We start from the raw sequence: 15,072 nt of genomic DNA on the forward strand, positions 1-15,072 counted from the left end.
AAGTTCGCTCGGCGGGTGCGTTTGCAACGGCACGAGTATAGACCGGACGGAGAGATTTGTCCGCTACTGCAATGCGAACTTCGCACCGCGATAGGCCGAAAGGTGTTGCTGGTTGGTTGAAAGTGTCTTTTGGAATTCGGCCTTGGCCGCAGCGGTCTGACCGTCACGCAACAATTTTCGCCCGATGAAGTAGTGAGCTTCGGCCGATTGTGGCGGATTCGTCTTCGCATCCCCACCTACGGCCGCGAGCAACTCCTCGGAGGAGATACGCCCGAATTCGAAATTAATCAAAGAGTCGACCCAATCACGTTGATCCGGTGACTGGGCCAGACTCTCGGCGAAGTCGGAACCGGTCGGCTCGGGCTGCTGCCCCAACGCCCGGAGCGCTTCGATCTTCCATGGCAGCAGATGCTTAAATCCCGGCTCCAGTTCGCGGGCGGTATCGAAACTCTCGATCGCCCGCTTGAAATCCCCGGCGAAGAAGTAGGCGAAGCCCAGATCGGCGTGCGCCACCGCGCTCTTAGAAACCATCGAGACGGCACGGCGATGATCGTCGATCGACTTTTGAAACTCGCCCTGCGCCAAGTACGCAGTTCCGCGAAAGCCGTAAACCATCGGCTGCCGCGAATTCAGTTTGAGCGACGAGTTAAAGTCCGCTTCGGCGGCGCTGACCTGATTTTGCTTCAGCAGCGTGTAACCACGATTCGTGTAGGCGTAGAAGAAATTGCGATCGAGTTCGAGCGCCCGTGTGAAGTCGGCGACCGCGGCGTCCAACTCATCCTGCTGCTGTAAGAACATCCCGCGATTGTTGTACACGAGCGGGTTGTCCGGAAAGGAGCGGACGGCCCGGTCGAAAGCCGCCTTCGCCTTCACGGGTTGCTCAGAGCGAGCGTAGAGGTCGGCCAGTGCGGTGAATGCGGCCAGCATTTTCGGGTTCAGGCGAATCGCCTCATCGAAAGCCGCGACGGCCTCGTCTTGTTTCTTCAGGTAGGAGAGCGCCAGTCCTTTCTGATAGAGGAGATTGGCTTTCTCTTCCGGCTTGATGCCTGCGCGACCGACGGTCTGTTCGGCGATTTGGACGGCGACCTCGGCATGGTCGTCCCGCTCTTCGATGATCGAAAGATTCGTCATCCCGTATAGGTACGGCAAATAGTAGATGACCAACTCGCGGCCCCGCAGCCGAATCGCTTCGCGGGCATCGGCAATGCCCTCGCGGACCGAGTCGGCCTCGCCCGAGCGGAGTCCCTGTTCAATTTTGGCGCTCCCGCGGAGATAGTAAGCGACATCATCTTTGGGCTGCCGGCGCAGGCGGGAGTCGGTCAGTTCGACGACACGATCAAATTCGCCCCGCTGATAGGCCTGCTCGGCATCACGGTTGGGGTTCTCCGCCGCGGGAGGGGCATTGCGCGTCTGTGCGAAAGCGTACTGAGTTTCCAGAAGGCCGAACGAGATCGCGGCGAGGGCTGCAGCGTGCAGACAACAAGAGCGGGCACAGGCCGACACATTACACATAATATCTCTCCGGCGAATCACGCGAACCTGAATAATCAATGGCGTCAGCCCACGCTGATGCGGGCTGAAAGCACCGTTCAATAAGTCTGTTTATCCAAATACTAAGTCGGATTGTACCGCAACGGCATCGCCCGGAAAGCCGAAGCCCTCACTTGCGTGCCGCTTGACAGCGAAAAACCTCGTGGATAACTTTCGGGGTTCGAATGCACCCGTGTCGGCGGAGCTTTCTGTCGATTGTGGGTGCCGGTGCGTTGTCGTTGTGCCGCAAAGAGACTTCGGTCTCTATCGTGGTTTCGACATGCAATGCATTGATTACTCGGTCGTACGGGATCGTCCAGTGATGTGATTGTCCTTGCTTGAATCCATTTCGGATGGCTGTTGCGGTCGGTGAGGGGATTTCGTCCTCAAACTGGCGCAATGCCTGTTACCGAAGATCAAGGCGGGCGAGACGGTCGACCTCTTGCCCGCTTTTTTTGTTGCCGGACTTCGGTGACGGGACCGGACGCGGCGGGCGGGAATCGGGATCGCAAGAGTAACTTTCGAGCATAAAAAATCATTGTTTCAGCAGGCAGGGTCAGAAGTCAGGGTCAACGGATGAATGTGCGGCATAGACCGGGCGGATCGGCGAGCATGTCAGCGACGACATGATTTGCGATCGGTCGGCCACACTGTCGCAGGGACCGGCAAGAGTCAGAAGAGCCATCAATCGGAAGAATCGTCCGAGTCGATTTCCGCCGAGCCGCGAGAGCGGCCCGTTCGGCAATCCCGGCCCCGGCGGCCGACGAGACGAGTTGAGGTAAGTCAATGAAGGGCACGGAAATCCTGCGGATCGTCGATGCGATCCATCGCGACAAGAGCATCGACCAGAACATCGTCTTCGAGGGGATCGAACAGGCGATCGCTTCGGCTGCGCGCAAGCACTTCGGCGAAGAAGAAGAGGTTGAAGTCGCAATCGATCGGGTTAGCGGCGATGCCGCCGTCAGTGTTGCCGGCAAAGCACTCGATGCCGACGAAATCGGTGACCTGCTTGGCCGGATCGCCGCGCAGACCGCCAAGCAGGTGATGATCCAAAAGATCCGGGAAGCCGAACGGGATAGCCTGCACGACGAATACACACAGCTTCGCGGTCAGATTGTGAACGGTCAGATCGCCCGGATCGAAGGCGGCGGAACGGCCGCCGTCAATCTCGGCAAGGTCGAAGCGATTCTGCCACGCGGTGAGCAGATTCCCGGCGAGCAGCATCACGTCGGCGAACGCGTTCGCTCCGTCGTTATGGAAGTCCGCAAAGCGGGAAGCCGCGTCAAAATCATTCTTTCGCGCAATCACCCCGAGTTAGTGCGGCGACTCTTCGAGATCGAAATCCCCGAAGTCGCCGAGCACGTCATCGAAGTTCGCTCGCTCTCCCGCGAGGCCGGTTATCGCTCAAAGGTCGCGGTCTCCTGCTACGACCCGAAGATCGATTGCGTCGGTGCCTGTGTCGGCGTCCGCGGAGCTCGGATTCGCAATATCGTCGAAGAATTGGCCGGAGAGCGGATCGACATCGTCCGCTGGAACGACTCTTTGCAGGTGTTGGTGCCCAACGCGCTTCAACCGGCCGAAGTTGAAGACGTCATCCTCTGCCCTCAACTGGGCAAGGTGATCGTGCTCGTGCAAGACGATCAGTTGTCGCTGGCGATCGGCAAGAAGGGCCAGAACGTTCGCCTCGCCTCGAAGCTGGTCGGTTGGGACATTCAGGTTCTCACTCAGGAGCGGCTCGACGTTCAAATCGACAAGTCGCTCGCCGGGTTCACACAGGTGCCGCACATCACTGATGAACTGGCGGAAAATCTCGTCGCGCAAGGCTTCTTCACCTTCGACGAACTATCGATCATCGAACCCGATCAGCTGGCCGAGATGGGCGGACTGACCGAAGAACAGGTCGACGTAATTGTCGCCTATGCCGATGTCGAATCGTTGAAAGCCGAAAAGCAGGAGAAAGAGGATCGCGACCGCCGTCGCAAAGCGGCGGCACTGGGCGAAGTCGCGGAATCCAACAAGGCATCGGCTCCCCCGGAGACCACGGAAGCCGCAAAGCCGGAAGGAGACGACTCCGAAAGCGACAAGACATCGTCGCCGGAAGGAGAGTCTGCTGCCGAGAGCACGCCTGAGTCCGAGTCGGAAGCCGCGACGACCGACGATGCACCCGCTGCGGAAGAAGTCGCCGAAACACCCGTCGCCGACGCGAAGACGGATTCGGAGATGGAAGTGAAGATCGAAGAGACAGAATCAGCCGCTTCGGCTGTTGAAGTCGAGGTGGCTGAGGAGACCAAACCGGTCGAGGCGGCCGCAGAAGCGACGGAGACTGAGACTTCGGAGGAGTCGAGCGAGTCCGACGCGACATCGGAAGCCGACTCAGCGGAGCCGGAGATCGTCGAGGAGACACCCGCCGGTTCATCGGAGGGTCGAAGTTAATGTCATTTGTTTTGCACGCATCGGTTTTGAACCTGTTGGTTTCAAACCGTTTGAAATCGAACCACACGATTCAGGTCGCGGGCCCTTTCTAATGGGTGTGCGATTTCGTCGACAACGCGTTTCGGAGCAGTCGGGAGAACCTGTTGAAGATACGGATTTTCGCTCTGGCCAAAGAACTGGGCCTGGACAGCAAAGAGTTGATCGAACACGCCAACGCGGCGGGAATTTCGGTCAAGAATTCTGCGCTCGCCAGCATTTCGCCGGAGGAAAAAGACATCATCCTCGAGCAGCTCAAGAGCGGCTCGTCATCGACCGCAACGGCAGTGGCGGACGAACCGGCTGCGCCTGCGCCGCCGCCACCGGATCGCTCGGGAAAAGTTCGAAAGCTCGATCAACCGGCAAAGCGTGCGGCGGCAAAAGCTGAGCCGATCCAGGAAGAACCGGCTCCCGAAGAGGAAGCACCGCAGCAAGCGGCGGAAGAACCGGAGGTAGAACAACCGGTCGAGCAGACGGCCGAACCGGTCGCCGAAGCGGACACTGAAACGGTCGTCACAGAAGATGCCGAAGCCGACACGCCAGCGACTGCAGAGGAAGTAGAATCGCCGGTTGCCGAGACGGCTGAGGTCGAAGTCCCCGCAGCCGAGCCGACTGCCGAAAGTAAGGCCCCTAAAGCCGCCGATGACAATGCGGACAAAGTCGAAGAGACGAAGGCCGAGTCTGCCAAAGAGAAGTTGAAGCAGAGCGGTTCTGGCGGGCTCTCACCGGACGAATACGTCCCGTCGCCTCACGCATCGCGGGGCAAAAGCTCGCCGCGTGAGATGCGGCCGGTCGGAACGGTGCAGTCGAACGAGCAGCGGGCCCGCGGCGAACGCGAAAAGAAGCGTCCGCAATTGGCGCGACCAGCCGTGGCGGCGCCGCCGAAAGTTCCGGTCAGCAAGCCGAAGCCGAAAGCTGATGAAGCGCCGGCACAGAAGCCGGAAATGCCGCTGACGCCGGAGATGCTCGATCGTCAGAGTCCGCTCTCGGCGCACATGGCGCAGCGGACGGCCGAGAAAGACGGAGTGAAACGACCGCGGCGCGGATCGACGCGAATGATCGATTCGCCCGATGATGCCCAGAAGCAGAAGCGATCGAGACGGCCTCGCCGGGGGCGGGATGATGATGATGTGCCTTACGGGTCTCGCCGACGAACGTTGACCCGCCGGAAGCGGACGGGGCCGGTCGAATATAGTGATGCCGCCGTCGTCGAATTGCCGATGACGGTCCGCACGCTCTCGGAAGCAATGGGGCGCCCTGCCAATCAGATCATCGGCACCCTGATGAAGCAGGGCGTGATGGTTCGCATCAACGATGCATTGACCGAAGAGCTAGCGCTCGAAGTCGCGATGGAGCTCGGCGTCGAACTCGAAATCAAGCGGGAGCGCGACCTCGAGGATGAACTCGCGGCTATGCTTTCGGATGAATATGACGAAGGGGCCGAGCTCGAACCGCGGCCCTGTATCGTGACCATCCTCGGGCATGTTGATCATGGTAAGACCACGATGGTCGACAAACTTCGCTCCGCCAGCGTGGCGGCCGGCGAAGCCGGAGGTATCACGCAGCACATTGCCGCCTATCAGGTCGATCACGGCGACCATCGCATTACGTTCGTCGACACCCCGGGCCACGCGGCCTTCGGTGAGATGCGGGCTCGCGGTGCGAACGTGACCGACATCGTCGTTTTGGTCGTCGCGGCCGACGACGGTGTGATGCCTCAAACCGAAGAGTGCATCAGCCACGCTAAGGCAGCCGGTGTGCCCATTATCGTCGCGCTCAACAAGATGGATCTCGAGGGCATCGACGATCAGAAAATTCTGCAGCAACTCGCCACCCGCGAGCTGTTGCCGTCGGAGTGGGGCGGTGATACCGAAGTCATCCGCACGTCAGGCGAAACGGGCGCAGGGCTCGACGAACTACTCGACACGATCAACATCACGAGCGAACTGCAGGAGCTGCAAACCAACCCGGACCGCGACGCCGTCGGGGTCTGTCTGGAAGCATTCCGCGACGAGGGTCGCGGCGTGATTTCATGGCTCATCGTGCAAAAGGGAACACTGGAAGTCGGCGACGTCATCTTATGCGGTTCGGCGCACGGCCGCATTCGCTCGATGTTTGATGAGCATGACAACGAAATCGAAGCCGCCGGCCCATCGACACCGGTAAAAGTCACCGGTCTCGATAAAGTACCGGAGACCGGCAGCCACTTCTTCGTACTCGATGAGATCGAAGAAGCTCGGGAAGTCGCCGAGAAGCGTGGTCACACCGGACGCAGCGCGTATCTTGCGGCGACGGCGCGACGACCACAGACGCTCGAAGACATTCTCGATCAGGCCCGTGGCGCGACAGTCAAAAACCTGCCGCTGATTATTAAGGCTGATTCCCCCGGATCGATCGAAGCGATTCGCGGCGAAATCGAAAAGTTCGAACATCCTGAGGTGCGAACGGCGGTTATCCACAGCGGTGTGGGGGGCGTGAACGAAAGCGATGTCTCACTGTCGGCGGCATCGGGCGCGGTGATTCTCGCCTTTCACGTGATCGCCGACGATCGTGCCGCATTGCTCGCCGATCGCGAAGGCGTCGAAATTCGCCGCTACAGCATCATCTACGAGGTCATCAACGACATTCGTGATGCCCTCGAAGGCTTGCTCGATCCCGAGCGACGCGAGGTGCAGACCGGCCGTGCGATCGTCCTGCAAACGTTCAAGACAAGTCGTTTCGGCATGATCGCCGGTTGTCGCGTGCTCAGCGGAAAAGTGGAACGCAACAACCGGGTCCACGTGATCCGCCAGCAGACGTTGGTCAATACCTACCCCCTCGCCTCGCTGCGTCGGGAAAAGGACGACGTCAAAGAAGTGCGAGAAGGAATGGAGTGCGGTATTCGCCTTGATGGCTTCAACGACATCAAGGAAGGCGATCTGCTCGAAGCGTTCAAAATTGAAGAACACAAACGAAAGCTCGAAGACGTTCCCAAGAAAACGGAAGAAGACGCCGAAGTGTAACGAAACGCGAACTGGACTCCGCTGAGGTTCGTTCGACCTTGGCATTCCGATGTCTCGGCTCAGCATTTCGTCTCGATCGGTTCTTCTCTCTCCGCCAGCCGCACCAATCAAGTCACACGCGTCCGATGAGCGACCGCCGCCTCGCCAAAATGTCCTCCGCTATTCGTCAGGTCGTCAGTTCGTCGATCCTGACGGAGCTGCGCGACCCGCGCGTCAAGAACGTGACGGTCATGGGGGTCGATGTCGATGGCGACCTGCGCGGGGCCAAGGTGAAGGTCTCAATCATGGGCGACGAGAAGACGGAACGGCTCTGCCTGAAGGGCCTGCACTCTTCGCGGGGCTATTTGCAGTCACGGCTCGCCGACATGCTCGAAATGCGATACACGCCGGTGCTGCGATTCGAGGTCGACCGGGGCGTGAAAAGAAGCCTTGAGACCTCACAACTGCTGCGGACCGAAATCGGTGGCGGATCGGATGACGGGCCGGCAGACGGCGAACTCACCGAGGAGGGAGTCGAAAAGGAAGATGTCACGGCGGATAATGTGACAGACGAAATTGATGGCCCGGTCTCAGCCGAATCAGATGACCCGGGCGACACGAAGGTAGCGAAATACGGCGGCGGCGAGTCGCTTGAATAGGTGCTCGGTCGATCGACGTCCGGCCTAATGAAGAAGCAACCCTGAATTGCGATCCGACGAATGAAAGCCTCCGAGAAGCAACAGGTCGCCCGCAAGATCGTCGCGTTCTTGAAAAAAGAACTTCCGGCTCCTCCCAAGAAGCCAGAAGAACGCAACGTCATTGAGACGTTGCTGTACGCCGTCGGCTATGAGAATGCGACGTTAGCCGAGTCCGATCTGGCGGCGAAGAAACTCGACGATGATTTCTTCGACCTGAACGAACTCCGCGTCAGCACGATCACCGAGTTGCGGCAGCCGTTCGCGCACCTCGATGATTCGGCTCTCCGTGCGCACCGCGTTCGTTGCATCCTGCAGGGAACATTCGAAGACCAATACAACTTCGATCTGGACGGGATGCGGAAGAAGACCCTCGATCAGGCGTTGAAACAACTGAAGAAAATCCGGGATCAATCGCCGTTCGTCCGCCTCTACTGCCTGAAAGAGGCGCTCTCGGCGCACGTGGTGCCGCTCGACGACCTGTCGTGCAATGCCGCAATCTGGTGCGGACTGATCGATGTCGGAACAAAGCCCGAACAGGGAGCCGACGTGTTGAAGTCGGTCGTCCGAAAACCCGATGCGTCCGAGTTCTTCCACTACCTGCATGATCTCGCTTCGGCGAAGCGAGACGTCTTTCACCCCGATCAATTCGTAATTCCGGAAGAGGGCTTCGACCCGGGCAATGTGACGTCACGCCTCCCGGAGCTGTTCGGCAGCCCAAAGAAGACGGCATCTGCCAAGCCCGCAGCCAAGAAGTCGCCGGCCGAGGGTACGGCGAAGAAATCAGCGGGATCGAAAAAGGCTACGACGAAGAAATCGGCCAAGAAGAAACCGGCATCGAAAAAATCGACGAAGAAAGCCGCGACGAAGTCTTCCAAATCCGCCGGCGATGCAAAGTCGAAGAAAAAAGCGACGAAGAAAGCCAAAGCCTCGTCCTGACCGGTCTCTTCCTCAGTTGGTGCAGTTTCCGATCGATGGCTAAAATGACTCGATTGCGTCAGGTTGGGTCAAATTCAGGTTGGTTCGAAAGCTGTGAAGAGGACCACTCCGGCTCAGCACGCGGTCCGTATCGCGACCCTGAGCGAAACGAGCGCGTCTCTTTTTGGCGTCGGGCTTTTGGCCGTGAAGGAATCACCAGACTCGTGACGAATAACGGCGCGGGTCTTCCTGTCGAAGGAACCATCCGATGAAAATCGATTTCCGAGGTCGCAATACTTCGACGAGGTGGCCGCACGGCCTGGTCCTCGGAGTCGTTTCCCTGTTGATCGCGCCGCTGCTTTCGCCGCAAACGTTTGGCAGCGAAACCGATCCCAGCGAGCCGAATCCCGCTGAAACAGTGAGCGGTGAGAATGAGCCGACCGATTCGGGCTCCGGCAACCCTTCGCCTATTCCCGCGTTGGTGCCATGGGAGGATCCCCCGGAACGACTCGAACCGGTCAATCCTGAACCGGAACAAGCCAAATCAGCGCGCGACGCGCAAGCTTGGTTCGCTGTCGGTCGAGTCCGCGAATCGCGCAACGACTTCCGGCAGGCTTTGGATGCGTACCGGAAGGCGATTGAACTGGCGCCGCAGCAACCCCGCTATTATAAGTCGCTCGTTCCGCTCGCATTCAGTCTGAATGAATCGGAAATGGGGCTGAAATACGCGTTACAACTCGTTGAACTCGACCCGAGTGATTTCCGGCTGCTGCGGCAACTCGGCACCCTGATGGCGGCACGAAATGACATCGAGAAGGCGATCGACCTGTTGGAGAAAGCGGCCGAAGTCGATGGCGTCGACCATCTGGAGTCGCCGTATGTACTGCTCCAGCGAGATCTGGGGGTCCTCTATCAGGCGACCGACGATCTGGCAAAAGCCGCCGACTCGTTCGAGATCGTGCTCGAAGCACTCACCCGCCCGGAACTATACCGATTAAACCTGCCGGCGCGGGCGGCGCTGCTAGCCGATGCCGAGTCGACGTTCGAAAAAATGGGGGACTTGTTTGTCACCGCCGAGCGTTACGAATCAGCCATTAAGGCGTTCGAAGAGGCCGATCGGGCGCGTCGCGGTCGACCGGCCATCTTAAAATTTAACGTCGCCCGCATTTACGAAAAGACGAACAAGCACAACGAAGCACTCGCCGCGATTGAAGAATATATCAAGTCCGGAAGCACCGAGCGCGGGGCAGCCGCGTACGAACTGTTCGGTCAAATTCTAAAATCGCTCGAGCGTGAAGACGAAATCGTCGGACGCCTCCAATCGATCGCCGACAAGTCGCCCCGTAACGCCGCTGTGCGTCTGACCCTTGCCGACCTGCTGATCGAACAAGACCGGCTCGACGATGCTTCACAGATCCTCGGTGAAATCGCACCGCGCGAATCCGAATCGCAGGTGCATTTTGCGCTAGCGCGCATCGCGGCAAAACGCAACGACGCGGCTGTCCTGCTCAGCGAATTAGAACAGGCCACCAGCGAATCAGAAGACCTGCAATCGTTGGCGGAATTCCTGAAGTCGATTTCTGAAAACGAATCACTCTTAGCATCGCTCGTCAAAATCGGTCGAGAGCGTGTCGCCTCGGATGACGCGCAATTGTCGTTTCGTCAAAGTTATCTCTTGGCGAAATTGGCACGCGAAGCCGAACAGGTCGATGAAGCGGTCGAGTTTTATCAAGTCGCCATGGCCTCGGCCGGCGAACGCGAGTTAGTGATCGCCCAAGAGTTCGCCGATTACCTGCAGTCGAATGATCAGCTGGCCGAGGCGGCTGATGTCTTAGCTGAAGCACTAAAGAGTGCGAACGCCGAAGGACCCGCTCGAGCGCAACTTCTGTTTCGACGCTCTGAAATTCTGGAGTCTGCCGGACGAACTGAAGAAGCCATTAAGTCGATCAGTGACGCGCTGACGATACTCCCGGGCAATCCGACGCTCGAATTCCAACGGGCGTGGATCTATTCGCACGCACGACGTGACGCCAAAGCGGTGCAACTCTTTCGAGAGTTCATCAACGCCCATCCGGAAGCTCCGCCGCTGGTTCGTCAGGCAAAATTTATCTTGTCGAACGTGCTGGTCCGTTCCGGGCAGCTGGACGAAGGCGTGCAGGTTCTTGAGGAAGTCTATGAGAACGACCCGGACGACCCCTCGGTTAATAACGACCTCGGCTACCTCTATGCCGACCAAGGCATTCAACTGGAAAAGGCTTTGAAGATGGCGAAGCTGGCGGTCGAGTCAGAACCGGACAACGCCGCTTATCTCGACACGCTGGGCTGGGCTTTATTTAAACTCGGCCGATTCGAAGAAGCGGTCAAACACCTTTCGAAAGCGGTCACCTTTGAAAGCGGGCAAGATGCCGTGCTGTACGACCACCTGGGCGACGCCCAATCGGCATTGGGCAACACGGACGCCGCCGAGCAGGCTTGGCAAAAGGCACTCGACTTCGCCGAAAAACAAAGCGTGCCCGATCCTGAACTCATCGGGAAGCTCAAGTCAAAGCTTAATACTGAATCTTAATTATCGCGGCCGCAGGCACTTGATGCCCGGCTCTTAAAGTCGCTGAGGTCCGTATGGCTGGTCATTCCCATTGGGCGAACATCGCCCGCGCGAAGAGCGTTGTCGACAAAAAGCGGGGCAAGCTGTTCGGCAAATTAAGTCGAGCCATTATCGTCGCCGCGCGAACGGGCGGGGCCGATCCGGCAATGAACCTCCGGCTGCGGTACGCAATCGATAAAGCTCGCAAAGCGAGCATGCCGAAAGACAACATCGAGCGAGCCGTTAAAAAAGGAGCGGGAGAAACAGACGGGGAAAATTACGAAGAACTGCTCTACGAAGGTTATGGCCCCGGCGGCACCGCGATCCTTTGTGATATTTTGACGGAAAACCGGAACCGCACCGCCAGCGAAGTGCGGAAGATTTTCGAAATCCACGGCGGTAACCTCGGCACAACAAACTGTGTCGCCTGGATGTTCGACCTGAAAGGCGTGCTGCGCGTTCCCGCTGAAAACGTCGAAGAAGACCGGCTATTTGAAGTCGCCTTAGAAGCCGGGGCAGAAGACGTGCGTCGAGACGGCGAGTTCTTCGAAGTCCATACGCCGCCGGAAATCTTTCAGCAGGTTTGCGACGCCTTTGAGGAGGCGAAAGTCCCAACCGACTCGGCGGAGACCACCCGCGTCCCGCAAAACACCGTCGATTTGGACGGGGATGATGCCCGCAAGCTACTCAAGCTGCTGGACGGACTTGAAGATCAGGACGACATTCAGACGGTCACGGCGAACTTTAACATTTCGGATGAATTGATGGCAGAGGTGGGGGCCGAGTGAACCGGGTCGCCTTCTGATCCGTTCGCCGTTAAGTCACCTTGAGAGTTTTCTTCGAGCCGTTGAGAGATTCGTCCATGCGCGAGGGAAAAGTCGAGTTCCGCTGCGACACCTGTGAGAAGTTGCTGAGAACCGACGCATCGCACATCGGGGACGAGACGGCTTGCCCGTCGTGCGGAGCGGCGCTCGTCGTGCCGGATTATGAACCCGCCTTCGCCGATGATACGGCCGAGCCGTTGGAACATGCCGGCTTCGATCAGGCACCGGAGACGGCATGGCATCAGCAGACCTCGGACCCTGCCGCCCCCGTAAATCGTTCAGCTTCAAGTAATGCCGGGCGATTGAAGCCGCACCGTGGGGTCGCCGTGCTGATTCTCGGAATTTTCAGTTGGTTTACCGGCATCCCGTTTCTCGCCGTTGCCGGGGTCGTGATGGGGGCATCGGATCTCAAAGCGATGGACCGTGGCACGATGGACCCCTCCGGACGAGACATGACCCGTTGGGGCTACTGGATCGGACTCGCCCACCTGATTTTGGTCGGCGTGATCCTGGTACTCGTGTGCGGTGGAGTTTTGGTCGCTATTATCGCGTAGAGCGAATTTCCGTTAAGTGTAGCGGTTTCCGGCGACGATTCTCCAAAATTGCGGGCATTCTGCGCTCGAAAGCCGCTACAGATAGCAGGAATCTGCTCCAAGCATCATCGGCCTGACTTCTGTCGAGTCCGCACCATGGCGATCGAGTTCCGTTGTCCGTCCTGCAACAAATTACTGCGCACACGCGATGACAGAGCCGGGGCCACGGCCAGTTGCCCCGACTGCGGTTCATCAGTGACCGTCCCCGACGACAACGCCCAGCCCGAAGCCGGCCCGGACGACTTCGGTTCCGACTTCGACACGCCCGCTGAGACGGCGTTCGCCGGTTCAGTCTCGTCGCCCTCCGCTCCACGGTCGCCAAGATCCCCAAGCGGTAGGATGATCGACTGCCCGATGTGCGGCGCGTCGGTGCCGGCGGGATCATCGACGTGTCACGCCTGCGGAGAAGAACTCAGGCCGTCGATTGCGGAGGAGGACACCGGGGGAGAAATCGATTTTAGCGAGTGTTTCCGAGAAGGATGGGAGAAATTTACGAGCAATCTCGGTCCGGCGGTCGGGTTTACGCTCCTTTCGGTCTTCGCCGGTTTCTGTGTGATCCTTCCGATCGTGGCTGTCCAGATCATCGGGCTGTTCATGGCGGAGCAAAACGGGATCCCGGCGATCGTCGATCTGGCAATCAATCTTGGCGGAGCCGTCGTTGGGATCCTCATTCAAACGTTCTTTGTCGCCGGACTGACGCGCTTCCTGCTGCTGCTCGTTCGAGATCAGGAAGCCGGTATCGAAGAACTGTTCTCCGGCGGTCGCTACTACGGCGCGGCCATTCCCAACGCGCTTGTCTTCGGCTTGGCGACTCAGGCCGCGCAGCTTCTGGCGAGCCCGTTTCAACGTGAAAATGCCGATGTGGAAATGCAACTTATCGCGGGGCTTCTTTCAATAATCGGTTTGATCGTTTCATTGGTGCTGACGTGCTACTTCTGGTCATACATGTATATCATCGTGGACGATCGCCAGCCGAAGTACGAAGGGCTGGGCTACCTCAAAGCCGCAGCCGGGTTGTCCAAAGGGAGTCGGCTGATCTTTTTCGCATTGATTATTGTGCTCGGTGCGATCAACCTCGCCGGGGCCGTCGCGTGCCTTCTGCCGGTCCTTTTCACGATGCCATTGACGCTCATCCTGATGACGGTCGCTTACGAGCAGCTCAGCAATCACGGCCGCAGGCATGCTCCGTCCGCGACGATTTCCGAAGCCGACTGGGCTGATTCACCTGAGGACGGCATCCGCTGATGGCCATCGAATTCCGCTGCTCCGGTTGCGACAAACTGCTCCGCACGCCCGAAGACAAGGCCGGCAAGTCGGCGAATTGCCCGGAGTGCGGCCATCGCGTCACCGTTCCCGCGGTCGCACCTCCGCCGGAGGTCGCTTTCTCCCCGGCTGATTCTAATGCATCCGGCCCGGGCGAGGATGATTTCGACAGTTCGTCTGACTTCGACCAAAACGTCGACGGCGGGGATGATGGCTACGATCCGAACTGGGATCTGACACGTGAGCGGCAGAGCACTCCGGATGGAGACCAGACCTGTCCGATGTGCGGCACTGTATCCGGCCCGGAGTCCTCTCGCTGCCGGGCCTGCGGCGAAGATCTGAGCATCTCGAATTTGAATGCCCGACCCGGACGCCAATCGATCGACATCGGCGAGGCGATGCGGGACGGCATGGAGTGGCTCAAGCCCGATCTCAGCATCATGATCGCCGCGACGCTGATCTTCGGGATGCTGTTCTGGTTTATCTATATGGTCGCCTATTTCAGCAGCCTCATTCTGGCCGGCTTAGTCGCCGCGATGGTGCAGGGGGGAGGCGGGGGTCGACCCGCTGATGAGACGCTATTCGGTATGATCGTTTTTCTTGGCGGCGGATCTCTGATGACGATATTGCTCGGACCGCCTTACACGTTTTTGACTCTCGGATTCACACGGCTGACCTTCAACGTCCTCCGCGGAAACACGGCCGATCTGACCGACCTGTTTCGCGGCGTCCAAGGATTTCTACCGGCGATCATCATCAACCTGTTCTACGGCGTGTTGGTCCTCGTGACCTCCGGCCCCGCGATGGCGCTGTTCATGTTTGGTGCCTTGGCCGAAGACGAAGTGGCAGGCAGTGGTGTCGGCCTGATACTACTTAGCGGAACGATTTTTCTGATCGGTAGCCTGTTGCAACTCGCATTCTGCGTCTATCTGTGGCCCTACTACTGGGTGTTGGTCGATCGCAATACCGGCGTCGGCGAAACGATCGGGCTTTCGTTGGCAATTACGCGGAAGAGCCGCCTCACCGTACTCGGTCTGATGCTGATCTACGGCTTCATTTGGACCATCGCTTACACGATGTGCAGCCTTCCGCTCTTGTTCGCTTATCCCTACCTCGTGATGATGATGGGGGCGGCGTACATTCAGGTCCGCAACAACTCCGGCACCATCGACGCCTCAACCGACCCCGTATAGTTGCGCCCGCCGGGAAGCAGGC

General features: G+C 58.8%; 10 protein-coding genes. 9 read left to right on the plus strand and 1 reads right to left on the minus strand.

Annotated features, from left to right (window positions below; all coding sequences use genetic code 11):
- Window positions 1-63 precede the first annotated feature (63 nt).
- Window positions 64-1,512: a tetratricopeptide repeat protein gene (locus Pan189_RS15865; protein ID WP_145364938.1), complete on the minus strand. Its 1,449-nt coding sequence runs from the start codon at window positions 1,510-1,512 to the stop codon at window positions 64-66.
- Between the two features lie 804 nt (window positions 1,513-2,316).
- Between Pan189_RS15865 and nusA the strand changes: the two genes are divergently transcribed.
- The 9 genes from nusA (at window position 2,317) to Pan189_RS15915 (ending at window position 15,050) form a co-directional block, all read left to right on the plus strand.
- Complete coding sequence (gene nusA, locus Pan189_RS15870) at window positions 2,317-3,963, plus strand: transcription termination factor NusA (RefSeq protein WP_145364939.1); 1,647 nt, start codon at window positions 2,317-2,319, stop codon at window positions 3,961-3,963.
- Window positions 3,964-4,106: 143 nt separating this feature from the next.
- Window positions 4,107-7,001 carry a translation initiation factor IF-2 gene (infB, locus tag Pan189_RS15875; protein WP_145364940.1) on the plus strand — a complete coding sequence of 965 codons (2,895 nt, stop codon included), beginning with the start codon at window positions 4,107-4,109 and terminating at the stop codon, window positions 6,999-7,001.
- Window positions 7,002-7,126: 125 nt separating this feature from the next.
- Window positions 7,127-7,639, plus strand: a complete 513-nt coding sequence (gene rbfA, locus Pan189_RS15880; RefSeq protein WP_145364941.1) for a 30S ribosome-binding factor RbfA — start codon at window positions 7,127-7,129, stop codon at window positions 7,637-7,639.
- A gap of 60 nt (window positions 7,640-7,699) precedes the next feature.
- The gene (locus Pan189_RS21470) at window positions 7,700-8,614 is read left to right on the plus strand and encodes a hypothetical protein (protein WP_310820606.1); all 915 of its coding nucleotides are present in this window, start codon (window positions 7,700-7,702) and stop codon (window positions 8,612-8,614) included.
- A 247-nt stretch (window positions 8,615-8,861) separates the two neighbouring features.
- Window positions 8,862-11,159, plus strand: a complete 2,298-nt coding sequence (locus tag Pan189_RS15895) for a tetratricopeptide repeat protein (RefSeq protein ID WP_145364943.1) — start codon at window positions 8,862-8,864, stop codon at window positions 11,157-11,159.
- Window positions 11,160-11,212: 53 nt separating this feature from the next.
- The gene (locus Pan189_RS15900) at window positions 11,213-11,965 is read left to right on the plus strand and encodes a YebC/PmpR family DNA-binding transcriptional regulator (protein WP_145364944.1); all 753 of its coding nucleotides are present in this window, start codon (window positions 11,213-11,215) and stop codon (window positions 11,963-11,965) included.
- Between the two features lie 74 nt (window positions 11,966-12,039).
- On the plus strand, window positions 12,040-12,555 hold the full coding sequence (locus Pan189_RS15905) for a hypothetical protein (RefSeq protein WP_145364945.1): 516 nt from the start codon (window positions 12,040-12,042) through the stop codon (window positions 12,553-12,555).
- A 135-nt stretch (window positions 12,556-12,690) separates the two neighbouring features.
- Complete coding sequence (locus Pan189_RS15910) at window positions 12,691-13,839, plus strand: hypothetical protein (protein ID WP_310820607.1); 1,149 nt, start codon at window positions 12,691-12,693, stop codon at window positions 13,837-13,839.
- Window positions 13,839-15,050 (plus strand): TFIIB-type zinc ribbon-containing protein, encoded by a 1,212-nt coding sequence (locus tag Pan189_RS15915; RefSeq protein WP_145364947.1) that lies wholly within the window; start codon window positions 13,839-13,841, stop codon window positions 15,048-15,050. Before Pan189_RS15910 ends, Pan189_RS15915 begins: the two co-directional genes overlap by 1 nt.
- The last annotated feature ends 22 nt before the right edge of the window (window positions 15,051-15,072 follow it).

This window comes from Stratiformator vulcanicus (assembly GCF_007744515.1).
GTDB lineage: Bacteria > Planctomycetota > Planctomycetia > Planctomycetales > Planctomycetaceae > Stratiformator > Stratiformator vulcanicus.